Here is a 25,841-nt window from a genome sequence, read left to right on the forward strand (position 1 = left end):
AAGCCATGCGCCCCGACGACCTGACGATCCGCCCGCTCGCCCAGGACGACGAACACGACTGGCGCAGGCTCTGGACGGCATATCTCGATTTCTACAAGACACGTGTGCCGGAGGAGGTCTACCGCACCACCTTCGCCCGGTTGCTCAGCGGTGACCCGTGGGAGTTCAACGGCCTCGTCGCCGAACAGGGCGGCAAGCTCGTCGGCCTCGCGCACTACCTGTTCCACCGCACCTGCTGGAAGCTCGAAAACGTCTGCTATCTGCAGGACCTCTTCTGCGATCCCGAGCGGCGCGGCCGCGGCATCGGGCGCTCTCTGATCGAGGCCGTCTATGCGGAGGCCGACAAGCACGGCGCGCCCGGTGTCTGGTGGCTGACACAAGAACACAACTACATGGGCCGGATGCTCTACGACAAGGTGGGGGTGAAGACCCCGTTCATCCGCTACAGCAGGCACGAATGATGCGCAGCGTCGCCGCGCTTTGCCTCGCGATCGCGCTTTCGGCCTGCGGCGCTCCGCCTTCCGGCCCCGAGGCCGCGCGGCGCGTCCCCACGGCAACGGACCTGCTGCCGCTTCCGCCGATGAAGACCTTCGGCGCGCCCCGCGTGAATGCGCCCATGGCCTCCAACACGGCGATCACGCGGGATTTCCTCGAACTCGCGTTCCAGATGGAGAGCGGCCGCCGCCTTCCGATCCTGACCCGCTTCGAGGGCCCGATCACACTTCGCGTCACCGGCACCGTTCCCGCCGTCGCGCGGGCCGATGTCGCCCGGCTCATCGGCCGGCTGCGGAACGAGGCCGGGATCGACGTGACCCAGGTCCCGTCCGACCGGGCGGCGTCGATCACCGTCGAGTTCCTCCCGCGCAAGCGGATGCAGGCGCTCGTGCCGCAGGCTGCTTGCTTCGTCGTGCCGCGCCTGACCTCCTGGGACGAATACCGCAGAAGCCGCCGGGGCCCGGCGGTTGACTGGACGACGCTTGAAACACGGACACGCGCCGCCGTCTTCGTCCCCTCGGACACGCCGCCGCAAGAGATCCGCGACTGCCTGCACGAGGAAATCGCCCAGGCTCTCGGCCCCCTGAACGACCTCTACCGCCTGCCCGATTCCGTCTTCAACGACGACAATTTCCACAACGTGCTGACCGGGTTCGACATGTTGATCCTGCGCGCCTACTACGCGCCGGAACTGTCCTCGGGCATGAGCATGGAAGAGGTCGCGATGCGGCTGCCCGGGATACTCTCGCGGATCAATCCGCGCGGCGGCAGGGCCGGCTACGCTCCCCCGGAGCCGACGCCCCACGCCTTCGTGGAGGCGATCGAGACGGCACTTGGCCCCCACGCGGGCGCCTCCCGCCGCAAGTCGGCCGCCCTGAAGGCCGTGGCCATCGCCGAGGCGGAAGGCTGGCACGACGCCCGCGCGGGTTTCGCGTGGTTCGCACTTGGCCGGCTGTCGCTCGGAAGCCGCCTCGACACCGCGCTCGAGGCTTTCCTGAAGGCACGTCGGATCTACGGATCGGGTTCCGGCATGGAGGTGCAAGCCGCCCATGTAGACATGCAGCTTGCCGCCTTCGCCCTGTCCGCCGGACATGCCGAAGACGCGGAGGCGATCACGCTCCGCGCCCTTCCGGCGGTCGCGGATGCGGAAAACGCCGCGCTTCTCGCCACGCTCATGCTGATCCGGGCAGAGGCACTTGAAGCGCAGGGCCGCGCATCCGAAGCACGCGCGGTAAGGCTGGACGCCCTCGGCTGGGCGCGCTACGGCTTCGGCGGCGAGGCCGACATCCGTCGCCGCGTTTCCGAGATCGCTGCGCTTTCCCCTGCCAACCGAACGAGGGTTCCATGATCGTCATTGCCGGGTTCATTCTGGGCGCACTCTGGGGCGGGTTTCTCGCCCGCCGCCGCAAGGGCAGGACGCTCGACATCCTGCAATACGCGACCGCCTTCGCGATCCTCGGCGCGATCCTCGGCCTTTTCGCAACCGTCTTCATAGACAGGCTCGCCTGATCCCATGTTCCTTCCCTTCTTCGCGACACTCAGGAAGACCGGCGTCCCGGTCTCCCTGCGCGAATTCCTGTCGTTCCTGGAAGGGCTGAATGCGGGACTCGTGACCTACGACGTGGAGGGCTTCTACCACCTCGCGCGCACCGCGATGGTGAAGGACGAACGCCACCTCGACCGCTTCGACCGGGCCTTTGCCGAGTCTTTCAAGGGGCTCGAGGAAATCGGCGCGGAACAGGTCCTCGAGGCCATCGAGCTGCCGGGAGAATGGCTCGCCAAGCTCGCCGAACGCCACCTGACTCCGGAGGAACGCGCCGAGATCGAGGCCCTCGGCGGGTTCGACAAGTTGATGGAGACGCTGCGCAAGCGGCTGGAGGAGCAGAAGGGGCGGCACCAGGGCGGATCGAAATGGATCGGAACGGCAGGCACCTCGCCCTTCGGCGCCTATGGCTACAACCCGGAAGGCGTGCGCATCGGCCAGGACAGGTCGCGCAACCAGCGCGCCGTGAAGGTCTGGGACCGGCGCGACTTCCGCGACTTCGACGACCAGGTGGAACTCGGTACCCGCAACATCAAGGTTGCGCTGAAGCGGCTCCGCCGCTGGGCGCGGCAGGGAGCGGCGGAGGAACTGGACCTCGACGGCACGATTCGCGCGACGGCGGAGCACGGCTACCTCGACGTGCAGACCCGCCCCGAGCGGCGGAATGCCGTGAAGGTTCTCCTGTTCCTCGACGTGGGCGGCTCGATGGACGGGCATGTCCGCGTCGTGGAGGAGCTCTTCTCCGCGGCCCGCGCGGAGTTCCGTCACCTGGAACATTACTACTTCCACAACTGCCTTTACGAAGGCGTCTGGCGCGACAATCGCCGCCGCTGGGACCAGCAGACGCCGACCTGGGAAGTGCTCAGGACCTACGGCTCCGACTACAAGTGCATCTTCGTGGGCGACGCGTCGATGTCGCCCTATGAGGTCGCGATGCCCGGCGGCGCGAACGAGCACTGGAACGCCGAGGCCGGGCAGGTCTGGCTGCACCGCGCCCGGGAACAGTGGCCCGCAAACGTCTGGCTTAACCCCCTGCCCCAGCGGCACTGGCAGTATACCCAGTCCGTCGGCATGATCCGGGACATCTTCGACGGACGCATGTTTCCCCTTACGCTCGAAGGGATCGGGCGCGCGATGAAGGAGCTGTCATGACCGCCATCGCCCGTCTCTGGCGCGACCATCGCCCCGCGCTCGTGGCCTTCGTGCTGGCCGTGGCGATCTCGTTGTTCTTCGCCGGCCGCTTCATCGCCTTCACGATCTATTGGTCCGATCCGGCGCATCATGAAATCCGGCCCGAAGGCTGGATGACGCCGGGATACCTTGCCCGCAGCTGGGATCTGCCGCGCGAAACGGTCGCGGAGGCGCTCGGTGCGACGCCGCAGCCGGGCAAGCCGCAGACCCTCGCCGATATCGCGAAGGAGCGCGGGCAGAGCCTCGACGAATTCCTTGCCGAGGTGGCCGCCATGCTCGCGGAACTCCAGGCCGCCGAGGGTGACGGTTCATGACCGACTGGCTCCTCGCACTGGTTCCCACCTGGGGGCTCTGGCTGCTTGCGGCCACGACCTTCCTGTCCTGTCTCGCGCTTCCCGTCCCCTCCTCGCTGATCATGCTGACCGCCGGCGGGTTCGTGGCTTCGGGCGACCTCGTTCTCTGGCAGGTCGCCGGGGCGGCCTACGTCGGCGCCATTCTCGGCGACAATGCGGGCTTCTTCCTCGGCCGCCGCGGAGGCGCGGGGCTTCTGGAGAAGCTCAAGCGGAACCCGAAGCGAGCGGGCCTCATCGCGCGGGCCGAAACGCAGATGCAGCTGAAGGGCCGCATCGCAGTCTTCCTCACGCGGTGGCTTCTCAGCCCGCTCGGCCCCTGGGTGAACATCGCGGGCGGTGCGGCGGGCTTTCCCTGGCGGCGTTTCATCCTGCCGGAAGCCGCCGGAGAGGCCGTCTGGGTCACCGCCTACGTCGGCATGGGGTTCGCCTTCGCCGGCAACATCGAGGCGGCGAACGACCTTATCGGCTCGGCGCTCGGCTTTCTCGGTGCGTTCGGCGCGGCCTTGGCGCTTGGCTTCTGGCTTCGCGCGGCAATCCGACAGGGGCGCCGGGCGAACCACGGCGCTGCCTGACGCCCGCGTCCCTGCCGCTCATGTGAAAGTGACCCGCGATTATCGCCGTCAGGAGATCTGAATTTCCGTCCGGGGAGTAACTCTCGCTCCAAGTCAGCCTATATTGGTCTCATGCTGAAGCTCACGCCTCTTATCCTTGCGATCTTGTACGGCCTCGTCATGTGGCGCTTCTCGGCCTGGCGGCTGGGCAAGGAACTCGACGCGCGTTCGGCTCCTCTGGCCGACCCCGCGCTCGCGCCGGTCATTGCCCGGATGGCCCGCGCGCTCGACCTCCAGCGGATCCCGGTCCACATCTACGAGGTCGCGCCGGTGAACGGCCTTGCCGCGCCCGACGGGCGCATCTTCATCACGCGCGGCTTCTACGAGAAATTCCGCGCGGGCGAGATCAGCGCCGAGGAAATGGCGAGCGTCGTCGCGCATGAGCTTGGACATGTGGCGCTGGGGCACGCGCGCCGAAGGATGATCGACTTTTCCGGCCAGAACGCCGTGCGGGTGGCACTGATGACGGTTCTCGGACGGTTCCTGCCGGGGATCGGCCCCTACCTTGCGAACCTCATCACCTCGCTCGTCGCGGCGCGGCTGTCACGGGGCGACGAATACGAGGCGGACGCCTATGCTTCGGCGTTGCTCATCAAGGCCGGGATAGGCACCGAGCCGCAGAAATCCCTGTTCCGGAAGCTCGACCTGCTCACCGGCCGGATCGGCGCGGGCCCGCCCGCCTGGCTCATGAGCCACCCGAAGACCGAGGAGCGCATCGCCGCGATCGAGACGAACGAAACGAAGTGGCGCCTGGGCGAATGAGCCCGCGCAGGGCGACAGGCTAGCCCGCCAGCGCCTTGCCGAGACGCGGCAGCCGCGCACGTTTCAGAAGCGGGCGCAGGGGCTGGGGCTCGCCCGAAAGCCGCTCGGCCTTGGCGCGGACCGCCTCCACCACCCGGCCCACGGTTTCGGGATGGTCGGACCAGAGTTCCCACAGGAACCCGTCCGGATCGCGCCGGTCGAGCCCCTCGATGGAAAGCGTGCCGCGCGGGAAATCGGCGCGGTTGAAGGTGATGATCGCATCCGCCCCGCCGGCGATGGCAGCCGCAAGCACGTGGATGTCATTCTTGTCGGGCAGATGCAGCCGCGCCTCCAGCCCCTCGTGGCGCGGCACGGAAGCCTTCGGGAACTCGGCTCGGACGACCGCGACCTCTCCCCGCGCCTGCGCCTCCGCCGCCGGACCGAAGCGCGCGGCGGCCCGCGCCCATTCCTCGAGGATCCGGTCGGACCAAAGCGGCGTGTAGAGCCCCTCGCGCGCGACGCCCAGAAGGATCTCCCTCAGGACCGTCGGGTAGAGAACGCAGGCGTCCAGAAGCGCCTTCATCAGTCCAGCCGGAAGAACAGCGCCTTCAGATAGCCCGTCTCGGCCAGCTGCGGCAGCTGCGGATGGTCAGGACCCGCGAAGCCCGTGTGCAGAAGCTGCCCGCGCCGCCCGCCCTTGCCGATGCCACGCGCGGAGGCGTTGCGGAAGGCCGTGAGGTCCGCCGCATGCGAACAGGAGCAGAGTCCGAGGTAGCCGCCGGGCGCCACGAGCTGCGCCGAAAGGCGCGCAACGCGTTCGTAGGCGCGGAGGCCTGCTTCCAGCGCCGGTTTCGAGGGCGCGAAGGCCGGCGGATCGCAGATCACGACGTCGAAGCGTTCTCCCTCGGCCGCCAGCGTCTCCATCACAGCGAAGGCGTCACCCTGCCGCGTCGCAAGACGCTCCGCGACGCCCGAAGCCTCGGCCCCCTTCTCGGCAAGCGCCAAGGCGGCGGCAGACCCGTCCACCGCCAGCGCGCTCTCCGCCCCGGCCGCAAGCGCGGCGAGCCCGAAGCCGCCCACATGCGAAAAGACGTCCAGCACCCGCGCGCCCCGTGCCAGCCGCGCGGCAAAGGCGTGGTTTTCCCGCTGGTCGAAGAAGAGGCCCGTCTTCTGACCCCCGATAAGGTCGGCCAGGTAGATCGCGCCGTTCATCCGAACTGGCACCGGCCCGACAACATCCCCCGTCAGCACCACCGTCTCTTCCGGCAGCCCCTCCAGCGTCCGGGCGCGGCCCGTTCCGTTCTTCACGATGTGTTCGACACCGGTCACTTCGGCCAGCGCCACGGCAAGCTCGTGCACATGCGCCTCGGCCCAGGCGGCGTTCGGCTGGATCACCGCCGTGTCGCCGAACCGGTCGATAACGACCCCCGGAAGCCCGTCGGCCTCGGCATGGACAAGCCGGTAGAAGGGAGCGTCGTAAAGCCGCTCGCGCAGCGCCAGCGCGCGACCGATCCGTTGGGCCAGCCAGTCGCGGCTGACCTCGGCCTCCGCGTCGCGTTCCATGACCCGCGCGAAAATCTTGGATGATGGGTTGACGGTCACGAGCGCGAGCGGACGGCGGTCCGCGTCCTCGAGACGCGCGAACGTGCCTGGGCGCAGCGCCATGGTGCGCCGGTCGCTGACGATCTCGTCGGCATAGACCCAGGGGAAGCCGTGCCGGATCGCCCTGGCCTCGGCCTTGGGCCGAAGTCGGACGGTGGGGATTGTCTTTGTGTCAGTCATACGCGCGCCGGGCGATCAAGGGATTTACAGTCCCTCTAGTGCTTTCGCCCGGCAATCGGAAGGGGCTAACCCGTTTCCGGCAAGGCCCGCAGGACCTTTATCGGTCAGGAAGCCTGAGTTGCCCCGCCCACGTTTCGCGCTTTCGAGCCGAAGACCCGCTTGATCATCGCGGCGAAGGCCACGACCATTTCGCGAGCGGCTTCCGCGCGCAGGCGGCGCGCCGCAAGTTCGATTTCCGAAAAGTCGATCTGCTCTGCAGCAGGGATATGGTTCAACTTGGTCATTGCCAAATTCCTTCAGTATTTCAGTGTCCAGAGACAAAATGGGGCAGCATTACTGACTTTACTACGGACATCTCCGAATTGCCGCCATGCGACATGATCATGGCTTCCGCGCGACGGAGTGATTTGCGTTGTTAGCGCTAACACACTATGATATGCGCGGCCTCAACGACAGTTGGCAGCGGAGTTTCCATGAACCTCGACCCCAGAATCGCCGAAGTCACCGACAGGGTTCGCGCCCGCTCCTCTGCGGCGCGCTCCGCCTATCTCGACCGGATCCGGCGCGCGGGAGAGGCCGGCCCAGCCAGGGCGCACCTCGCCTGCGGCAACCAGGCCCATGCCTATGCCGCCATGGGAGAGGACAAGCCGGCGCTGGCGGCGGGGCGGGCCCCGAACATCGGGATCGTCACCGCCTACAACGACATGCTGTCCGCGCACCAGCCCTACGAACGCTATCCGGACATGATCCGCGCGGCGGCGCGCCGGGTCGGCGCCACGGCCCAGGTGGCGGGCGGCGTGCCGGCAATGTGCGACGGCGTGACTCAAGGCCAGCCGGGGATGGAACTGAGCCTGTTTTCCCGCGACGTCATCGCGCTCGCCGCGGGTGTGGCGATGAGCCATAACACCTTCGACGCAGCGGTCTACCTCGGCATCTGCGACAAGATCGTGCCGGGGCTCGTCATCGCCGCGGCGACCTTCGGTCACGTACCCGCCGTGTTCATCCCGGCCGGCCCAATGACGAGCGGCCTGCCGAACGATCAGAAGGCCAAGGTCCGTCAGCAGTTCGCGGCCGGAGAGGTCGGGCGCGACAAGCTCATGGAGGCCGAGATGGCCTCCTACCATGGCCCGGGCACCTGCACCTTCTACGGCACGGCGAACACGAACCAGATGCTGATGGAGTTCATGGGCCTCCACCTTCCCGGAGCGAGCTTCGTGAACCCCGGCACGCCGCTGCGCGACGCGCTGACGGTGGCCGGCGTCGAACGGGCGGCCGCGATCACCGCGCTCGGTAACGATTACCGCCCGGCGGGCGAGATCCTCGACGAACGCGCCTTCGTGAACGGCATCGTCGGGCTGATGGCCACGGGGGGATCGACGAACCTCGTGCTGCACCTCCCGGCGATGGCGCGGGCGGCGGGGATCATCCTCGACCTCGACGATTTCGCCGACCTGTCCGAGACCGTGCCTCTCATGGCGAAGGTCTACCCGAACGGGCTTGCCGACGTGAACCATTTCCACGCCGCGGGCGGTCTCGGCTTCATGATCGGGGAACTCCTCGACGCGGGTCTGCTGCACGGCGACGCGCGGACGGTCGCGGGCGACGGCCTCGACCGCTACCGTCGGGAGCCGAAGCTGATCGAGGGGCGCCTCGTCTGGCAGGACGGCGCGGGCAAGACGCTGAACGACCGCATCCTCCGCCCGGCGAAGGACCCTTTCCAGGCGACGGGCGGGCTCAGGCAACTCGTCGGCAACCTCGGGCGTGGCGTCATGAAGGTATCCGCCGTTGCGCCCGAGCATCGCGTCGTCGAGGCCCCTGCCCGCGTCTTCCATGACCAGGCCGATGTCAGGGCCGCCTTCCAGCGCGGCGAGTTCACATCGGATACCGTGGTCGTCGTTCGCTTCCAGGGCCCGAAGGCCAACGGCATGCCGGAGCTTCACTCGCTCACCCCGACGCTCGCGGTGCTGCAGGATCGCGGGCTGAAGGTCGCGCTGGTGACGGACGGCCGCATGTCCGGTGCCTCGGGGAAGGTTCCGGCGGCGATCCATGTCTCCCCGGAGGCCGCAGATGCGGGTCCGCTGGCCCGGCTGCGCGATGGCGACCGCGTCCGGGTGGATGCGGCCAGGGGAACGATCGACGTTCTCGAACCAGACTTCGACGCCCGGCCCGCCGCGACCGCCGATCTCAGCGGGAACAAGGTCGGCATTGGCCGGGAATTGTTCGAAGCGTTCCGCCGGAACGTCGGCCCGGCGACCGAGGGCGCGGCCGTCGTGGTCTGAATGCCCGGCTTGCGCCTGTCCGCCCGCCTCGCCATCTTTGCCAAGTCATGCCCGAACGGGGCTTTCGAACCCTGCCCATGAATTCCGCCAGAGGATGATCCGATGACCCCTGCCGAACAAAGCCGCCGCGCCGCCGAGGTCTGCATGCTGGCCCCGGTCGTTCCGGTGCTCGTGATCGAAGACCCTGAACATGCCCTCCCACTCGCCAGGGCGCTCGTCGCCGGCGGGCTGCCGGCCTTGGAGGTGACGTTGCGCACGCCCGCCGCGATCGACGCGATCCGGGCGATGTCGGAAGTGCCCGGCGGCGTCGTCGGCGCCGGCACGCTGCTCACACCCGCCGACGTGAAGGCGGCGAAGGCGGCAGGTGCGAAGTTCGGCGTCTCTCCCGGCGCGACCGAGCGGCTTCTGGATGCCTGCGAGGACGAGGGTCTGGCACTTCTTCCGGGGGCGGCGACAGCGACGGAGGTGATGGTCCTTCTCGAGAAGGGCTACACCGTCCAGAAATTCTTCCCGGCGGAGGCTTCCGGCGGCGCGCCCGCGCTGAAGGCGATCGGCGCGCCGATCCCGCAGGTGCGCTTCTGCCCGACGGGCGGCGTGACGCTCGCCAATGCAAGGGAATACCTGTCGCTGTCGAACACGCTCTGCGTCGGCGGCAGTTGGGTTGCCCCGAAGGAACGGCTTGTCAAAGGCGACTGGGCCGGGATCGAGGCACTTGCGCGCGAGGCCGCGGCGCTCAGCTGAGGAGCGTCTTCAGCCCTGCTGGCGGAACCGGGCGGCGCGCCCGCCCCTCCGGCGCGCTTCCGGGATCTCATCGAGGCCCCGGCGCAGCGTATCCGTCATCGGATGCGCATCCTTGCCCGCGCCATAATGGTCCAGAAGCAGGGTGATAGCCGCTCGCGTATCGGTGCCGGGTGGAATGCTCAGAGCCCAGTCAAGGAAGATCGAGCGGCATTCCGGCGCGCTGATCCCCTCGATCGCATAGCTTTCGCGGATGAGTCCTTTCGGATCCGCCTGTTTCAGCTCCATCCCCGCATCTCCCGGCGCCCTCCGAGCTTCGTCCTCACCTATCGTCGGGAACCGTCGCGTCAAGCACGGATGCGACGATTTTCTCGGCGATCGCGGTTTCCGACCGCAATCTCGCCGCGAGCGACTCCAGATCCGGCTCTCCTGCCTCGCGCAGGAGGAAGGCGCGCCCTCCCTCACCGATCTGCTCCATATCGAGCGGCCGGTCGGTGAGAAGCCGCCCCCCCGCCTGCAGGCGCCAGAGGAAGCGGTAGGCCCTCGCGAGCGCCTCGCCTTCCTCCTTCGTGACATATCCCTCGCGCGGGCCGATCCGAAGCTGCGGTTCCACCCGGCGCGCGGAGTCACCGGCGCGAAGCGCGAAGCTTTGGGCCAGAAGCTCGATGTCCTGAAGTCGGCCCGGGCCGATCTTGGCTTCCCATTCCCCGTCCGGCGCCTTGGCGGTGAAGATCCGCACCCGCATCTCGGCAACGTCGGGAAGGACCTTCTCCGCCCCGCCCTTCGCGCGCAGGATGGAGAGCCGCACTTCGTCGACCTCGGCGCCCAGTTCGGCCTCACCGGCGATCGGCCGGGCGCGCGTCAGCGCGAGGTGTTCCCAGGTCCAGGCCTCTTCCATCTGGTAGGACCGGAACGCGTCGAGCGACGTCGCGACAGGCCCCTGACGCCCCGAAGGACGCAGGCGCATGTCCACCTCGTAGAGCCTCCCCTCGGCCATCGGCGCGCTGATCGCCGTGACCAGGGCCTGGGTGAGACGCGCATAGTATGTCCGTGCCGCGAGCGGGCGCCGACCATCCGAGTTTTCCACGCCCGCCGGGTCATAGATCACGATCAGGTCGAGGTCGGAAGCCGCGTTGAGCCGCTGTGCGCCAAGGCTTCCCATTCCCACCACGGCGGCACCGCGCCCGGGCGGCGCGCCGTGCTTGCGGGCGAATTCTTCCAGGCAGGGCTTCCAGATCGACGCGACGCAGGCCTCCGCCAGATCGGCGTAGTTCCGGCCCGCCTCCACCGCGTCGATCAGGCCCCGCAGATGGTGGACGCCGATCCGGAAATGCCATTCCTTGGCCCAGCGCCGCGCCGCGTCGAGCTTCTTCTCGTAGTCCGGGATCTCGTCCAGAACCGCGTCGAGAGAGGCCCGCAGCGCGGGAACGCCCGGCCAGGGGGCGAAGAAATCCCCCCCGATCACGGCATCCAGGACGCCGGCATTCCGCGACAGGTAGGACGCCAGCGCGGGTGCCGTGGCGCAGATGTCGACGATCAGGTCGATGAGTTGCGGGTTCGCGTCGAAGAGCGAGAAGAGCTGCACGCCGGCAGGAAGCCCCGCGAGGAAGCCGTCGAACTGCCTGAGCGCCTCGATCTCGTTCGCCGCGCGCGACAGGCGGCGCAGGATTTCCGGCTCCACCCGCTTGAAGACCTCGACGGCGCGTGCGGAACGGAGCGCGGGATATCCCCGCCAGCCCTCTACAATCTCGCGCGCGGCCGCGCTCATCTCTGGGCGTGCGCGTGTCTCACCGGGCGCGAAGAAGCCCTCGGTCAACTCCGCCACCCGTCCGAGCCGCTCCCTGAGCCTCGCGCGGAGAGCGTGGGTGTCCCCCTCGCCCATCATGCGCGCGAGGCGGTCGAAACCCTCGGCGTCCGTGGGCAAGGCGTGCGTCTGGGCGTCCGCGACCATCTGCACGCGATGCTCCACCTCCCGATGTGCACGGTAGTGTTCGCTGAGTTCCTCCGCGACCTCCCCGGGAACCCAGCCCTTTTCCGAAAGCGCCACGAGCCCCGGCACGGTGCCGCGCTGGCGCAGGTCCGGGTCCCGCCCGCCCGCGATCAGCTGCCGCGTCTGGGTGAAGAATTCGATCTCCCGGATCCCCCCCACGCCCAGCTTCATGTCGTGCCCCTCGAGCACGATCGGCCCGGCAAGCCCCTTGTGTTCACGGATTCTCAGCCGCATGTCGTGGGCGTCCTGGATCGCCGCGAAGTCCAGGTGACGGCGCCAGACGAAAGGCGTGAGCGTGGCCAGGAACCGTTCACCCGCCGAGATATCGCCCGCGCAGGCACGCGCCTTGATGTAGGCCGCCCGCTCCCACGTGCGCCCGACGCTTTCGTAGTAGTGCTCGGCCGCCTCCATCCCGATGCAGACCGGCGTGACCGCGGCATCGGGACGCAGTCGCAGATCGGTGCGGAAGACGTAGCCCTCCGCCGTCAGGTCCGACAGCATCGCCGTCATCTTCCGCGTGGCGCGGATGAAGGACGAGCGCGCCTCCATGACTTCGGCGGGCTCGAATCGCGTTTCGTCGAAGAGGCAGATCAGGTCGATGTCGGAGGAGTAGTTGAGTTCCCCGGCCCCCATCTTGCCCATGGCGATCGCGACCATGCCGCCTGCGGTTGCCGCATCTTCGGGCGCCGCGCCCGGCAACTTCCCGCGCCGGATCTCCTCGCCGACGAGCGCGCGCAGCGATAGGTGCACGGCCAGATCGGCGAACCGCGTCAGCGCGCCCGTCACCTCTTCCAGCGGCCAGGCACCGCCGAGGTCGGCCAACCCCGCGATCAGGGCCACGCGGCGCTTCGCCCGCCGGAGCGCGTCAGCAAGAGCGTCCGGCGCGACCTCCGCGAGACCAGAGAGCGCGGATTCGAGCGCCGCTTCCGGATCTCCGGCAAGCGCGCCCTCAAGCCAGCCGGCTTCCTTCGCTATAAGGCCGCCAAGATAGGGGCTGCACCCGGCTGCGCCCTCGACCAGCGCCAGAATCTCCGGCGGAAGTCCTGGAAACAGCGCACGGGCCTCCGCTCCACGCTCAGGTTCATAGGGGATCGGACAACGTGTAAGGCGTGCGGCAAAGTTCATTCGGCGGACACTACAGTTCCGGCTTCAGCCGTCAATCCGGGAAATCAGGCGGTTAGCAGAAGGGAAACCAGGATCGAAGCATTGAAGTTTCCCGCGCGGCGTGGACTTCTTGACTTGGTGGCAATGAATTGAGGTAAGGGGCCCAGAATGTCGAAAAGTATCGATCGGGTCAAAACGGCGCTGGAAGCCGCCGGCATCACAGCGGAAGTCCTGGAAATGGGGGCCGAGACACGGACGGCGGAACAGGCCGCCGCGGCGGCGGGCTGCGCGCTCGACCAGATCGTGAAGTCGATCATCTTCAGGGGAGAGACCTCCGGCCACGTCATCCTCTTCCTGACCGCCGGCGGGAACCGGGTCGACCCCGCGCGTGCAAGTGCCGTCGCTGGCCAACCGCTCGGTAAGGCGGACGCCAACCTTGTCCGGGCGGAAACCGGCTTCGCCATCGGCGGGGTCGCGCCCGTCGGCCACCTGACCCGCATCCGCGCCTTCCTCGACCCGAGGCTGATGGAGTTCGACCATGTATGGGCCGCCGCAGGCACTCCCCGGCACATCTTCGCCATCTCACCGGCCGATCTGCTCCGGATCACGGGCGCGGAACTCGCCGAGTTCACGGCGTAAGCCATTGTCGGCTTGATGGTTTTTCGAAGGATGTAAAAAACCTTCACATTGACCCTTGACGCAGGGCCGTTCCGTTCCGATCTTTGCAATGTGAATAGATTTCACATCAAGGCTGTCCAACGGTTGACACGAAAGGGAACGCCCATGTCCACCATCGCCGCCTGGCCCGCCCAGGCAGAATCCTGGCTAGACGAACGCGGCAAGGCCGCCTGGATCGCCGCGGCGGTCCTTGGCCTGATCGTCTTCTGGCCCATTGGCCTGGCCATTCTCGCCTACATGATCTGGAGCAAGCGCATGTTCTCGAAACCTTGCGGCTACCGCCGTCATGCCCGCAACACCGCCTATCAGCACGGCTTCCGTTCCTCCGGAAACTCGGCCTTCGACGCCTACAAGGCCGACACGCTCGACCGCCTTCAGCGCGAGCAGGAGGAGTTCGAGGCCTTCCTGAAGCGGCTTCGGGAGTCGAAAGACAAGGCGGAATTCGATCAGTATATGGAAGAACGCGCCCGCACCGCCCGCGATGCGGACACCGGGAAGGATGAAACCAGCGCTCCTGGCGCCTACTGATCCGGGCAATGCGAACCTCGGGCGGCCCTCGCGGGGCCGCCCTCGCCTGCGAGGAAAGGACAAGGATGATTTACGAACATTCCCATCCCGGTCTGCCCGACCCTTTCACCCAGGCGGAATTCTACGCGGACGTCCCGCTCAAACGGCTTCTGGCCTGGGTCGTCGATACGATCCTGATCCTCCTGCTTGCCATCCTCTTCCTCCCCTTCACGGCCTTCACGGCTCTCTTCTTCTTTCCCCTCTTCTACGTGACGATCGGCTTCGTCTACCGCGCGGCCAGCATCACCAGATGGTCGGCGACGCCCGGCATGCTGCTTTTCGCCATCGAGCTCCGCACCTCGGAGGGCGATCGCTTCGACACCCCGTATGCGGTCCTCCATACGCTCGGGTACACGGTCTCGCTCAGCTTCGTGTTGCCGCAGGTCGTTTCGGTCTTCCTGATGCTCACGACGCCACGGGCACAGGGGCTGACCGATCTCGTGCTCCAGACGGCGGCGATCAATCGCCCGCGCTCCTGAGTGGCCAAGGTACACTGAAGAAACAATTGTATTCCCGGCTTGGCGGAACGGCGAAGCCTTGCTAACGTCGCTCGGAATGCCCATGTCCGCGGTCCTATGCGCCATACGCTACCGATAGCGCCCCAGTTCTATGTGACGGCACCGCAACCCTGCCCCTATCTCGACGGGCGGGCGGAACGGAAGCTGTTCACTGCGCTTCAGGGAGAACCCGCGCCAAGGCTGAACGACGCGCTGTCCAAGCAGGGCTTCAGACGGTCCCAGAACGTGCTCTACCGGCCCTCCTGCGCCGAGTGCACGGCCTGCCTTTCGGCCCGTATCAGGGTCGCGGATTTCCAGCCTTCCCGAAGCCAGCGGCGGACGCTGAAACGCAATGCGCACCTGCGGCGCGAGGCGACGAGTCCCTGGGCGACGGAGGAGCAGTACGCTCTGTTTCGGCGGTACCTCGACAGCCGCCATGCGGACGGCGGAATGGCGGACATGGACGTGTTCGAGTTCGCCGCGATGATCGAGGAGACGCCGGTCAAGAGCCGCGTGGTCGAGTACTCCCTGCCCCCGGAGCGGAGCGAGCGGCGGCGGGAACTCAAGGCGGTCTGCCTGACCGACGTGCTCGATGACGGGCTGTCGATGGTCTACAGCTTCTACGACCCCGATCAGGCGTCGGACAGCCTCGGGACCTATATCATCCTCGATCACGTGGAACTGGCCCGCAGTTCCGGTCTCCCCTACGTCTATCTCGGCTACTGGGTGCCCGGGAGCCGGAAGATGGGCTACAAGTCCAATTTCAACGCGCTCGAGATCTACAAGGGCGGCCGCTGGCAGGATATCGGGGAACCGGAGGACCACAGCGCCGAGACCCATCCGCTGTCGGTCGACCCCATCGCCGAACAGGTCGCCCGGATCGAGCTTCCCGACACGCGGTTGAGCAAGGTCTGACGGGCCACGAAGCCTGTCGGGGCGACGAGATTGCCAGACTGCCCGTAACGGCAAGGGTGGAGCAGTGTCATTTCCATGAAACGGGCAATCGTCACAGGTGGTGCCGGGCTGATCGGCGCGGGCATTTGCAGGGCTCTCGCGACCGAGGGATGGGAGGTCGCGTCCTTCGACCTCCGGGAGGGTCCGGAAGGGGCGCGGCACATCCGCTGCGATGTCGGTGACGAGGCTTCGGTAGCAGCGGGCTTCGGGACACTCGGATGGGAAGGGCTGGACCTTCTCGTCAACAACGCCGGAATCGCCGGCGCAGCGGCCCGGCCCGTGACCGAGCTTTCGCTGGCCGACTGGCGGCGCGTCCTGGACAGCCACCTGACCGGGGCTTTCCTGATGACCCGAGCAGCGGCGCCACTGATGCGCGAGGGCGGCAGCATCATCAACATGGCCTCCACCCGCGCATTCATGTCCGAGCCCGACACGGAAGCCTATTCCGCCGCGAAAGGCGGGATCGTCGCGCTGACCCATGCCTTGGCGATCAGTCTTGGCCCGCGGGTCCGCGTCAACGCGATTGCGCCGGGCTGGATATCGGGCGCTGACGACCTGCGCCCAGAGGACCACGAACAGCATCCCGTCGGGCGCGTCGGGCGTGCCGAGGACGTGGCCGGGGCCGTGCTCTACCTCGCCGGCGCGGGTTTCATGACCGGACAGGTGCTGGTTCTCGACGGCGGCATGACGCGGAAGATGATCTACGCGGAATGAGAACGGCACTGCGGGGCTACCAGCAGAGCGGCCACGCTTTGACCTGCGTCATCGTCCGGCGTCCTGAAAGATCCGACACTTTTTCGGGCAAGGCCGACGGACAAGGCGTCTGCCGGCTGACGGTGGTCGCGGCCGGGAGGTGATGTTCATGCAGGATTCCGAGGTGTCGAATGTGTCTCTCCGCCCGCTCTGGATCGCGATCCTGCTGAACCTGATCTGGGTGAACCTTTCCGGCGTCATCCGCGCCTTCGCCTTCGTGATGCCGATGATGCGCTCTGCCCTGCCGACGGTTCCGGACGTCGTGCCGATGAACCTCAACCTCTTCCTTGCCTGGGGGGCATGGGAACTGATCCCGATCCTCTCGGTCAGCATCATTTCCTGGCTCATGATGATCCGGTTCGGCGCATCCACAGGGATCGCGCTGGCGGCGGGCACGGTGACCTGGATCCTCGTCTACGCCAACCTCTGGTCGGCCCTCTACCTCATGAACCTTGCGACCCTGCCGGTGACCGGCGTCGCGCTGGCCCTGTCCTGGCTCGAGATGGCGGTGGCGGCCTTCCTGGTGCGGTGGTCCGCGATCCGGTATTCCTGACTGCCAACAGCGAAACGATCGTTTCCCTTTTGGAAACACCCGGACTGCTCTTGTCGGGCAACAGGCATTCGCCCGAAGCGATCCGCGCCAAGAAAGCCAGCAATCGGCAACAGCTATCTGCCATTCAGTCAACGGGAGGGGCCGGAGACTGTTTCCGACCTGGAAATGTCAGGACGCCTCACGATGTCCGGGATGCCTTCGCACATCCTTCGGGTCGAGAGGCGGAAACCCCTCACCAATAGCTGCGCCTTCTCGGACATCCGGTCTTCCGCAGCTGCTGGAAACGTCCGAGCGACAAAGCATCGAAACGGGACGACCCAGGCCCCCATCGTCCGAACGACCTTTATGTCGCGGGAGGCTCTCAGGCCCCCCGCGACGCTGCATCAGTTATTCGGCAGAAGATCCGGAACGATCGTCACGACCGCAGGGAATAGCCACAGAAGCGCCAGCGCAACGACCTGGATGATGACGAATGGAATGACGCCCCGGTAGATGTGGCCCGTCGTGACGCTCGCCGGCGCAACGCCGCGCAGGTAGAACAGCGCGAAACCGAAGGGCGGCGTCAGGAAGGACGTCTGGAGGTTCACCGTGATCATGATCGTGACCCAGCTGGGGTCGAAGGTGCCGCCATAGATCACCGGACCGACGATCGGCACGACGATGTAGATGATCTCCAGGAAGTCGAGCACGAAGCCCAGAATGAACAGAACGAGCATCACGATCAGGAAGGCTGCCCATTCCTGCTCGAACGACCGCAGGAAGCTCTGGATGTAGTGCTCGCCGCCGAAGGAGATCAGGACGAGGTTCAGAAGCTGCGAGCCGATGAGGATGGTGAAGACCATCGAGGTGACTTTCGCGGTCTCACGCACGACGGGCGCCAGGACCGACGTGCGGAACAGCACCCAGCAGCCGAAAAGGATGCCGAAGATCGCGAAGTGGTAGGCCGCCTGCGCGATCAGGAAGGCTATCCAGTCCTCGAAGGGCACGACCTCGCGGTTCACGCGGAGGTCGAAGTTGATGCCGAATAGGATCATGATGACAATGGCGAAGGACGCCATGAGGATGATCCGGCCGGACCGGCCTTCGTCGTGGAGCTTGCGGTAGGCCGCGAGGAGGATCGCGCCACCGGCACCCAGCGCCGCGGCCGGCGTCGGGTTCGTGATCCCGCCAAGGATCGAACCCAGCACCGCGACGATCAGGACGAGCGGCGGGAATACCACCTTCACGAGGTCGTTGTGCGACATGCTTTCGACCGCGTAGCGGCAGCCGTAGAGCGTGATGGCGACCGGGATCGCCAGGATCAGGAACGCCGCGCCTGAGGTCGTGGTCGGCGCGATGAAGGCCGCGTCGGCAAGAAGGCCGAGCGCAACGCCCGCCGCGCCTACCATCAGGGGTCGCGTGTCCGCCGAGGGGGACACGCCCCGCGCCGTGGTCAGGACGAGGCCGAGGAGCACGAAGAGGATCGCGACGCCGGTGCCGATCGGGGCCGCATTCGCGATCATTTCGGCGCGGGCGGCCTCCATCTCCTCTGGCGTGCGCTTCACGCTCTGCTCGAGCCCGCCGGCCTCGTCGATCGCGGCCTGCTGGGCGACGGCTTGATCCCACTTCTCCTGTCCGTGCAGCTCGATCATCGAGGCCTTGCACTGCTCGGAGACATTTGTCCTGAGAGCCGCGGCCTGCCCCACGTCCGTGAAGGTATCGACGGTCGTCGACTGGTTGCCGATGATATTCACCTGCGCCAGAAGCAGCGCGCCGCCGATAAGGCCAACCGGCGCGGCGAGGAACCAGAGAAGCGCGTCGTTGCGGGTGACTATGTCGTCACCGGTATGCTCCAGCGCGACGGGCGGGGCCTTGTCCGGATTGAGAAGAGCATAGCCGAAGGCATAGGCCGCATAGAGAAAGGCGAGCATCACCCCCGGAAGGAGCGCGGCCTGGAACAGCGTGCCGACGGAGAGAACCGCCGCCTCACCGAGATAGGTCAGCGCGTCCGAGCAGCCGGCCGCCCCGGCGCGGATCTCCTGGCCAGCGGCGTAGAGGTCGCCCGCGAGCGTACCCAGAAGCACGATGACGATGGAGGGCGGGATGATCTGCCCGAGTGTTCCCGAGGCAGCGATGACGCCGGTCGCGAGCTCTGGCGAGTAGTTGCTCCTGAGCATCGTCGGCAATGACAGGAGGCCCATAGTCACCACCGTCGCGCCGACGATCCCGGTTGATGCCGCGAGGAAGGCACCCACGACCACGACCGAAACGGCCAGACCGCCTGGCAATGGCCCGAACACGCGGGCCATCGTCGTCAACAGGTCGTTCGCGATCTTCGATCGTTCGAGCGTGATGCCCATCATCACGAACATCAGCACCGCGAGCAGCGTTTCGATCGACTGACCGGCGAAGACGCGCTCGTTCATCCGGTTGACGATGAAGGCGAGGTTGCGGTCCATCGCCTGTTCCCAGCCGCCGGGGAAGATGTGCTCGGTCAGCCGTGGAAGGTCAGGATACGTGAACTTCGATATCTCGATCTCGGGCACGCCTTCGGCCCTGAGTGCCTGGTATTCCGCCGATCCCGAGTCCACGTATTCGTGCACCAGGAGCTCCGCGCCATCCAGAGCGGCGAGGATCCCGAAGGAAATGACCGCCGCGCCACCAAGAGCGAAGGCCACCGGAAAGCCCGACATGATGCCCGCGAAGAGGCAGAGAAAAACGATGATCAGACCGATCTCGACGCCGTCAAGTCCGAGGAACATGCTTCATCCGCCCCTTAATGCGTGCCTTCGTAGGCTTCTTCGCCCTGCCCGAGCGTGTCCTTGTCGTGGTATTTGCCTTCGCTTTCCGGCCCTTCGATGTATTCCAGAAGGCTCCTGTAGAAGAACGCGACGCCGTGTAGGAAGACGAGCGCGATGTAGGACAGGATCAGCACCTTGAAGAGGAAGTAGGCGTCGAAGCCGTTGGGCGAAAAGCCGATCGTCTCGATGTTCCAGCGCAGGGCGCGGGCCTTCAGGAGAAGCTTGTCGAGCGTGTCGGTGGCCGAGGTGTTCGGCACGATCATGATCCGCCAGAAGAAGAACCAGGCGTAGAGCCAGGTGAGCACCGCGACCGGCAGCATGAAGAAGACCGAGCCGATCATGTCGACCAGCTTTTTCCGGTGATACCGCATGCCCGAATAGAACAGGTCCACCCGCACATGGCCGCCTTGCACGAAGGTGTAGGAGACGCAGAGCGCGACGATCATGGCGTTGTAGAGCTTCAGTTCTTCCGACCACCAGGAGAGGTCTTTCGAGAACCCGTAACCGAAAGGCGCGAGCTCGATCGAGGCGACGCGGAAGATTCGCTGAAGGAAGACGATGAGTATCTGCTGGAGGACCATGATGAGGCCCACCCAGGCGACCGTCCGCCCGGTGAAATTCGCGAAGGCTTCGAGCCCGCGCACCACGCCCCACAGGATCGCGCGGCGCCACAGGCCCACGGCCGTCAGGATCAGGAGCGCGGTGAAGATGACGAAGAAGAACTCGACCGAGGCACCGTAATAGACGAGGTGCATCAGCGATTGCTTCGCCTCATCCGTCGTGAGCCCGGGATCGGCCAGCCAGCCCAGCCAGCTTGCCGGATGCGTCAGGGCATGGAACAGGTTGCCGAAAGACGCAAAGATATTGCCGAAGAACCACTGGATACCCTCGAGCATCGCCTCCCCCTGCGAAGCTGCGGGCGCTTGCCGCCCGTTCGGTTTGGGCGGCCCCCGGGGAAGACCCCCGGGAGCCTCCGGTTTCAGCTCGGCCGGTCAGCCTCAGCCGAGCACGCGGTCACGCTGACGCGTGTAGGCGCCGTCGGAGAGCTTGAGCCAGTTCGACGAGGACTTCATCGATGCGATGTAGCTGTCGTAGACGCGCTTGTAGATCTCGTCGCCCATGTTCTCGTCGTGGACTTCCTGCGAAGCCTTGCCGAACGCATCCCAGACGGTGTCGGGGAATTCCAGCGTCTTCACGCCCGCTGCCTGGAGCCGCGCCAGCGCGGCCGAGTTGTTCGACAGGAACTGCGCGAGGTTGTTCTGGTGCGCTTCGGCCGAAGCGATCTCGTAGATCTTCTGCTGGGCCGGCGTCAGGCTGTCGAAGACCTCGCGGTTCATCGCCAGCGACAGGCCCGCACCCGGCTCGTGGAAGCCCGCGGTGTAGTAGAACTTCGTGATCTCCTGGAAGCCGGCCTTCTCGTCGGCCCAGGGGCCGATCCACTCGGTCCCGTCGATCGCGCCGGACGACAGCGCCTGGTACACTTCGCCGCCGGGCAGGTTCTGCACCGAGGCGCCGAGCTTCCCGAGCGCCTTGCCGCCAAGGCCGGGCATCCGGAACTTGAGGCCGTTGAAGTCCTCCGGACCCGCGATTTCCTTGCGGAACCAGCCGCCCGCCTGGGCGCCCGTGTTGCCGGCGAGGAACGACTTCAGCCCGAAGATCTGGCCGAGCTCGTCATGGAATTCCATCCCGCCGCCGTAGTAGTACCAGTTCACCAGTTCCTGCGCGGTCATGCCCATCGGAACCGAGGTGAAGAAGGCGTAGGCCGGGTGCTGGCCGACGAAGTAATAGTCGGCGCCGTGATACATGTCGGCCTGGCCCGAGGTCACCGCGTCGAACACCTCGAAGGCGCCGACGAGTTCGCCCGCGGCCTTCAGGTCCACGGTGAGTTGGCCATCCGTCATCGCCGTGATCGTGTCGGCGCAGCGCTGCGCGGCGTCATGCACGCCCGCGAGGCCCCGCGACCAGGTCGTCACGAGCGTCAGAGTGCGTTTTCCCTGAGCGTAGACCGGAGCGGCAAGCGTCGAAGCTGCGGCCGCTGCGGTGCCGCCAAGCGCGGCTTTCGTCAGGAATGAACGACGGTCCATAGGTCTCCTCCCAAAGTTGATCGCCCGCCCTTGTTGGCCAGGCGGCTCGTTGCAAGTGCGCCGAGACTAGCGGGAGGTTTCGGCGGTGGGAATACTTACTTAAGGGCAACTGCGAGAAAGCGCGGATTTGCCGCGGCGAAAAACCTCGGCACCCGGTGCCCGCCGGGCTCCGAACGAGGAGATCCCCTGCGACGCGCCCGAAAGAAATGCGGGCAGATTCCCGCCCCCCTCTTGCAAAGCGACCGGCGCCGCCGATCTAACGGAGGAAGTCCGCAACGGGAGGCAATCTTGGTCTATCTGGTGTTCGGGGCGGGGCTGCTCGCCCTGTTCTTTGGCGGCGAATTCCTGGTCCGTGGCGCGGTCGGAATCGCGCGGCGGTACCATGTGCCGCCCCTCGTGATCGGGCTGACCATCGTCGGCTTCGGCACCTCGATGCCGGAGCTTCTGGTTTCCCTTCAGGCCGCGCTCGCGGGGACACCGGCGATCGCCGTGGGCAACGTCCTGGGTTCGAACATCGCCAACATCCTCTTGATTCTCGGCCTCTCGTCGCTGATCGCGCCGGTAGGGATGCGCCTTGGCGATCTGCCGCGGGATTTCGCCGTGATGATCGGGGCGGCGCTTCTTCTGTGGGCGCTGATGTGGGGAGGTCTTTTAACGCGCGTCGAGGGATTTCTCCTGCTCGCCGGGCTCGTGGCCTATCTGGCGCTCTGCCTGCGCGACAAAGCCGAGCCGGAGCCGGAGGGCGCCCATGTGCCGCCCCTCCTGCAATCGCTGCTAGCCGCGCTTGGCGGGCTCGCCACGCTCATGCTGGGCGCGAAATTCCTCGTGTCCAGCGCGACCGAGATCGCGCGCGACTACGGGATCAGCGAGGCGGTCATCGGCCTCACCATCGTCGCCGTCGGCACATCGCTGCCGGAACTGGCCACGAGCCTCGTCGCTGCATTTCGGCGCCAGGCCGACATCGCCGTGGGCAACATCCTGGGATCGAACATCTTCAACATCCTCGGCATCCTCGGCGCGACCGCAGCCGTGACGCCGGTGCCGATCGACCCGCGTTTCGTCGGCCTCGATATGGGGCTCGTCCTTGCCGCGTCGATCGCGCTCCTGGCGCTCGCGGCGGCTGCCGGGCGCATCGGACGGCGCGCGGGGGGCGGGCTTCTCATCGCCTATGGCAGCTATCTCGCGCTGATGGGCTAGCCGGCCTTCCCGGCCCTAGTCAGGCCTCGCTCCAGGGGTGGACGTGCACGTCGCGCCCGGAATGGCCCTTAATGATCTCGACGGCGATCTTCTCGCGCTCGTGGTCGGCCACACGGACCCAAAGGAGGATGCCGCCGTGCTCGATCTGCGTGGCGTAGTAGTCCTTGTGGTGCCTGCCCACGCGCCGGGCGAGGATCGAGCCGATCACCGCGCCGGGCGCGCCGCCGATCGCGATGCCGGCGACCGAGCCTGCCAGTGTCGCGACGGGCGCGAGCGCGGCCATGGCGGCCATCGCGATGTAGGAGCCGAGGAAGAAGAAGCCGCCGGCGATGGCGCCTTCCAGTTCGCCGATCGCCTCTTCCGAAACGAAGGCCGTCCGGGGGGCCTCGGGATCATCCTGCAACTCGGCCGATCGCCAGAAGCGCTTGCCGAACTTCTTGTCGACCGTTTCCTGGCTTGCGAGCACGCTGATGTCATAGCGGCTGAATCCCGCAATCAGCAGATCGTACATGGCTGCCTGGAACGACTCGAAATTGTCGAAGATGCCGACGGCCTCCGGTTCCGCGATGTAGTGGTCGGGCTTCGTGGTTCGAAATCCTGTCATTGTCTCCTCCTGTGTCGCGCCTCCATCCCGAGGCGACATCGTGAACTTGACCGCGCGGAAGGCTAGCCGCACCCCGCCAGCGGGCACATGATCTCCGTCAAGCCGGAAGAAGTCCGCAATGCGTTCCACCGGGAGAGCCTCCACCCGCCCCGAGGGCAGGCAAATGCGGCGAAACCAAAGGCGTCCGGAGCGCCGAAAACGGCCGCCTCCCGGGCCCGAAACCGGCCTGACGGCGAAAACCGCACCGATCTGGTTCAAAAACGGCAAGCTCGTTTCGCGAAATGTCGCCCGAACGGCGCACCGCGCAACTTTATGGCTGAAAAAATGCACTGTGCGACACTTTATGCAGGCTTTTCGCGGTTGACGCCCCCTTTTGCCCCGCCTAATGTCCGCCGCGCAGCAGCGAAAGGGCTCGGGTGAACATGGATCCCATCCTTGTAGTCGTAGGGACGTGGCGCATGGGCCGGTGACGGTAGACCATCAGGTTCCCCCCATGCGCCCCCGACCAAGCTCGGGGGCTTTTTGTTGCAGCTGGATTGAGAAGAGAGAGGCAGACGATGTCACGGACGATGACCGGCGCGAAGATGGTGGTTCAGGCGCTGAGGGATCACGGTGTGGAAGTGGTCTTCGGCTATCCGGGCGGCGCGGTGCTGCCGATCTATGACGAGATCTTCCAGCAGAACGAGATCCGCCACATCCTCGTGCGCCACGAACAGGGCGCGGTCCACATGGCCGAGGGCTATGCCCGCTCGACCGGGAAGCCGGGCGTCGTGCTGGTGACCTCCGGGCCGGGCGCAACGAACGCCGTCACGGGCCTGACGGACGCGCTGCTGGACTCGATCCCGCTCATCGTGCTGACGGGCCAGGTTCCCACCTTCATGATCGGCACCGACGGGTTCCAGGAGGCCGACACGGTCGGCATCACGCGCCCCTGCACCAAGCACAACTGGCTGGTGAAGGAGACGGACCGCCTGGGCGAGACCCTGCACCAGGCCTTCCACATCGCGACCTCGGGGCGGCCGGGGCCGGTGCTGATCGACATCCCGAAGGACGTCCAGTTCGCCACGGGCAAATACGTCGCCCCGAAGGAGGCGCGCATCAGCCACTACCAGCCCAAGGTCAAGGGCGACCTCGCCGCGATCACCGAACTCGTCGAGATGATCGAGACCGCCGAGCGGCCGATCTTCTACACGGGCGGCGGTGTCATCAACTCGGGTCCCGCCGCGAGCCAGCTCATGCGCGAGCTTGTCGACGCGACGGGTTTCCCGATCACGTCGACGCTCATGGGTCTCGGCGCCTACCCGGCTTCAGGCAAGTCCTGGCTCGGCATGCTCGGGATGCACGGGCTCTACGAGGCGAACCTCGCGATGCATGGCTGCGACGTCATGATCAACCTCGGCGCGCGGTTCGATGACCGGATCACCGGCCGGATCGCGGATTTCAGCCCGCATTCGCGAAAGGCCCATGTCGACATCGACCCCTCGTCGATCAACAAGGTCATCCATGTCGACGTGCCGATCGTCGGCGACATCGCGCATGTTCTCGAGGACGTGCTCAAGGTCTGGAAGTCACGCGGCCGCAAGGTCAACCGCGAGGCGCTGGCCAGGTGGTGGAAGCAGATCGACGAGTGGAAGGCGAAGAACTGCCTCGCCTACCGGAACTCCGACAAGACCATCAAGCCGCAATACGCGCTCCAGCGTCTCGAGGCGCTGACCAAGGGCATGGACCGCTACATCACCACGGAAGTGGGCCAGCACCAGATGTGGGCGGCGCAGTTCCTGGGCTTCGAGGATCCGAACCGCTGGATGACCTCGGGCGGTCTGGGGACGATGGGCTACGGGCTCCCGGCCTCGATCGGGGTGCAGATCGCGCATCCGGAATCGCTCGTCATCAACGTCGCCGGCGAGGCGTCATGGCTGATGAACATGCAGGAGATGGGGACCGCCGTTCAGTTCCGCGCGCCCGTGAAGCAGTTCATCCTGAACAACGAGCGGCTCGGAATGGTGCGCCAGTGGCAGCAGCTTCTGCATGGCGAGCGGTATTCGCATTCCTGGTCCGAGGCCCTGCCCGACTTCGTGAAGCTCGCCGAGGCGTTCGGCTGCAAGGGCATCATCTGCAACAACCCGGCCGATCTCGACGACGCCATCATGGAGATGATCTCCTACGACGGACCGGTGATCTTCGATTGCGTCGTGGAGAAGCACGAGAACTGCTTCCCCATGATCCCATCGGGCAGGCCGCATAACGAGATGCTGCTTGCGGCCGATGCAGAGGCCTTCACCGGCGGCGCGGTGCTGGTTTGACGCGAAGAAAGGGGGGCTTTCCGAGGCCCCCCGGACGAAATTCT

The 25,841-nt window shown here is 66.5% G+C and carries 26 protein-coding genes; 17 read left to right on the plus strand and 9 right to left on the minus strand.

What is annotated here, in order from left to right:
- The first annotated feature begins 5 nt into the window (after positions 1-5).
- From ABCN56_RS17225 to ABCN56_RS17255, 7 genes are all read left to right on the plus strand, one after another.
- The gene (locus ABCN56_RS17225) at positions 6-461 is read left to right on the plus strand and encodes a GNAT family N-acetyltransferase (protein ID WP_343082067.1); all 456 of its coding nucleotides are present in this window, start codon (positions 6-8) and stop codon (positions 459-461) included.
- Positions 461-1,843 (plus strand): DUF2927 domain-containing protein, encoded by a 1,383-nt coding sequence (locus ABCN56_RS17230; RefSeq protein WP_425466126.1) that lies wholly within the window; start codon positions 461-463, stop codon positions 1,841-1,843. The genes ABCN56_RS17225 and ABCN56_RS17230 overlap by 1 nt, the downstream gene beginning before the upstream one ends.
- On the plus strand, positions 1,840-2,004 hold the full coding sequence (locus ABCN56_RS17235; RefSeq protein ID WP_343082069.1) for a hypothetical protein: 165 nt from the start codon (positions 1,840-1,842) through the stop codon (positions 2,002-2,004). Before ABCN56_RS17230 ends, ABCN56_RS17235 begins: the two co-directional genes overlap by 4 nt.
- Before the next feature lie 4 nt (positions 2,005-2,008).
- The gene (locus tag ABCN56_RS17240) at positions 2,009-3,190 is read left to right on the plus strand and encodes a vWA domain-containing protein (protein WP_343082070.1); all 1,182 of its coding nucleotides are present in this window, start codon (positions 2,009-2,011) and stop codon (positions 3,188-3,190) included.
- Positions 3,187-3,543, plus strand: a complete 357-nt coding sequence (locus tag ABCN56_RS17245) for a hypothetical protein (protein WP_343082071.1) — start codon at positions 3,187-3,189, stop codon at positions 3,541-3,543. The genes ABCN56_RS17240 and ABCN56_RS17245 overlap by 4 nt, the downstream gene beginning before the upstream one ends.
- Positions 3,540-4,154, plus strand: a complete 615-nt coding sequence (locus ABCN56_RS17250; protein WP_343082072.1) for a DedA family protein — start codon at positions 3,540-3,542, stop codon at positions 4,152-4,154. The genes ABCN56_RS17245 and ABCN56_RS17250 overlap by 4 nt, the downstream gene beginning before the upstream one ends.
- Positions 4,155-4,265: 111 nt before the next feature.
- The gene (locus tag ABCN56_RS17255) at positions 4,266-4,955 is read left to right on the plus strand and encodes a M48 family metallopeptidase (RefSeq protein WP_343082073.1); all 690 of its coding nucleotides are present in this window, start codon (positions 4,266-4,268) and stop codon (positions 4,953-4,955) included.
- 19 nt (positions 4,956-4,974) lie between these two features.
- On the opposite strand, the gene ABCN56_RS17260 is transcribed toward ABCN56_RS17255, so the two are convergent.
- From ABCN56_RS17260 to ABCN56_RS17270, 3 genes are all read right to left on the minus strand, one after another.
- Positions 4,975-5,517 carry an RSP_2648 family PIN domain-containing protein gene (locus ABCN56_RS17260; RefSeq protein WP_343082074.1) on the minus strand — a complete coding sequence of 181 codons (543 nt, stop codon included), beginning with the start codon at positions 5,515-5,517 and terminating at the stop codon, positions 4,975-4,977.
- Positions 5,517-6,716, minus strand: coding sequence for an RSP_2647 family RNA methyltransferase (locus ABCN56_RS17265; protein WP_343082075.1), 1,200 nt, complete (start codon positions 6,714-6,716; stop codon positions 5,517-5,519). Before ABCN56_RS17265 ends, ABCN56_RS17260 begins: the two co-directional genes overlap by 1 nt.
- Before the next feature lie 104 nt (positions 6,717-6,820).
- The gene (locus ABCN56_RS17270; RefSeq protein WP_343082076.1) at positions 6,821-7,000 is read right to left on the minus strand and encodes an RSP_7527 family protein; all 180 of its coding nucleotides are present in this window, start codon (positions 6,998-7,000) and stop codon (positions 6,821-6,823) included.
- Positions 7,001-7,189: 189 nt separating this feature from the next.
- Between ABCN56_RS17270 and edd the strand changes: the two genes are divergently transcribed.
- Positions 7,190-8,995, plus strand: coding sequence for a phosphogluconate dehydratase (gene edd / locus ABCN56_RS17275; RefSeq protein WP_343082077.1), 1,806 nt, complete (start codon positions 7,190-7,192; stop codon positions 8,993-8,995).
- 102 nt (positions 8,996-9,097) lie between these two features.
- Positions 9,098-9,736, plus strand: coding sequence for a bifunctional 4-hydroxy-2-oxoglutarate aldolase/2-dehydro-3-deoxy-phosphogluconate aldolase (gene eda, locus ABCN56_RS17280; protein WP_343082078.1), 639 nt, complete (start codon positions 9,098-9,100; stop codon positions 9,734-9,736).
- Positions 9,737-9,745: 9 nt separating this feature from the next.
- Here eda and ABCN56_RS17285 read toward each other — a convergent pair whose 3' ends face one another.
- Positions 9,746-10,021, minus strand: coding sequence for a hypothetical protein (locus ABCN56_RS17285; RefSeq protein ID WP_343082079.1), 276 nt, complete (start codon positions 10,019-10,021; stop codon positions 9,746-9,748).
- A 34-nt stretch (positions 10,022-10,055) separates the two neighbouring features.
- Positions 10,056-12,848, minus strand: coding sequence for a bifunctional [glutamate--ammonia ligase]-adenylyl-L-tyrosine phosphorylase/[glutamate--ammonia-ligase] adenylyltransferase (locus tag ABCN56_RS17290; protein WP_343082080.1), 2,793 nt, complete (start codon positions 12,846-12,848; stop codon positions 10,056-10,058).
- Between the two features lie 147 nt (positions 12,849-12,995).
- On the opposite strand from ABCN56_RS17290, the gene ABCN56_RS17295 reads away from it, so the two are divergent.
- From ABCN56_RS17295 to ABCN56_RS17320, 6 genes are all read left to right on the plus strand, one after another.
- A complete protein-coding gene (locus tag ABCN56_RS17295; protein ID WP_343082081.1) occupies positions 12,996-13,466 on the plus strand; it encodes a YbaK/EbsC family protein in 471 nt (156 codons plus the stop codon).
- A 144-nt stretch (positions 13,467-13,610) separates the two neighbouring features.
- Entirely contained in the window at positions 13,611-14,033 is a 423-nt protein-coding gene (locus ABCN56_RS17300; RefSeq protein WP_343082082.1) for a DUF2852 domain-containing protein, read from the plus strand.
- A gap of 65 nt (positions 14,034-14,098) precedes the next feature.
- Positions 14,099-14,551, plus strand: a complete 453-nt coding sequence (locus ABCN56_RS17305; RefSeq protein WP_343082083.1) for an RDD family protein — start codon at positions 14,099-14,101, stop codon at positions 14,549-14,551.
- Between the two features lie 96 nt (positions 14,552-14,647).
- A complete protein-coding gene (locus ABCN56_RS17310) occupies positions 14,648-15,484 on the plus strand; it encodes an arginyltransferase (RefSeq protein ID WP_343082084.1) in 837 nt (278 codons plus the stop codon).
- A gap of 75 nt (positions 15,485-15,559) precedes the next feature.
- Positions 15,560-16,237: an SDR family oxidoreductase gene (locus ABCN56_RS17315; protein ID WP_343082085.1), complete on the plus strand. Its 678-nt coding sequence runs from the start codon at positions 15,560-15,562 to the stop codon at positions 16,235-16,237.
- Positions 16,238-16,385: 148 nt separating this feature from the next.
- Entirely contained in the window at positions 16,386-16,829 is a 444-nt protein-coding gene (locus ABCN56_RS17320; protein ID WP_343082086.1) for a hypothetical protein, read from the plus strand.
- Positions 16,830-17,212: 383 nt separating this feature from the next.
- On the opposite strand, the gene ABCN56_RS17325 is transcribed toward ABCN56_RS17320, so the two are convergent.
- The 3 genes from ABCN56_RS17325 to ABCN56_RS17335 all read right to left on the minus strand — a co-directional run bounded on the left by ABCN56_RS17325 (position 17,213) and on the right by ABCN56_RS17335 (position 21,693).
- Positions 17,213-19,570, minus strand: coding sequence for a TRAP transporter large permease (locus tag ABCN56_RS17325; protein WP_343082087.1), 2,358 nt, complete (start codon positions 19,568-19,570; stop codon positions 17,213-17,215).
- A 14-nt stretch (positions 19,571-19,584) separates the two neighbouring features.
- Positions 19,585-20,505, minus strand: a complete 921-nt coding sequence (locus ABCN56_RS17330; RefSeq protein ID WP_343082088.1) for a TRAP transporter small permease subunit — start codon at positions 20,503-20,505, stop codon at positions 19,585-19,587.
- A 102-nt stretch (positions 20,506-20,607) separates the two neighbouring features.
- Positions 20,608-21,693: a TRAP transporter substrate-binding protein gene (locus tag ABCN56_RS17335; RefSeq protein ID WP_343082089.1), complete on the minus strand. Its 1,086-nt coding sequence runs from the start codon at positions 21,691-21,693 to the stop codon at positions 20,608-20,610.
- Positions 21,694-21,981: 288 nt separating this feature from the next.
- Between ABCN56_RS17335 and ABCN56_RS17340 the strand changes: the two genes are divergently transcribed.
- Positions 21,982-22,890, plus strand: coding sequence for a calcium/sodium antiporter (locus ABCN56_RS17340; RefSeq protein WP_343082090.1), 909 nt, complete (start codon positions 21,982-21,984; stop codon positions 22,888-22,890).
- 19 nt (positions 22,891-22,909) lie between these two features.
- Here ABCN56_RS17340 and ABCN56_RS17345 read toward each other — a convergent pair whose 3' ends face one another.
- On the minus strand, positions 22,910-23,494 hold the full coding sequence (locus ABCN56_RS17345; RefSeq protein WP_343082091.1) for a hypothetical protein: 585 nt from the start codon (positions 23,492-23,494) through the stop codon (positions 22,910-22,912).
- Positions 23,495-24,051: 557 nt separating this feature from the next.
- On the opposite strand from ABCN56_RS17345, the gene ABCN56_RS17350 reads away from it, so the two are divergent.
- Positions 24,052-25,797 carry an acetolactate synthase 3 large subunit gene (locus tag ABCN56_RS17350; RefSeq protein WP_343082092.1) on the plus strand — a complete coding sequence of 582 codons (1,746 nt, stop codon included), beginning with the start codon at positions 24,052-24,054 and terminating at the stop codon, positions 25,795-25,797.
- The last annotated feature ends 44 nt before the right edge of the window (positions 25,798-25,841 follow it).

This window comes from Ostreiculturibacter nitratireducens, assembly GCF_032670585.1.
Lineage (GTDB): Bacteria > Pseudomonadota > Alphaproteobacteria > Rhodobacterales > Rhodobacteraceae > Ostreiculturibacter > Ostreiculturibacter nitratireducens.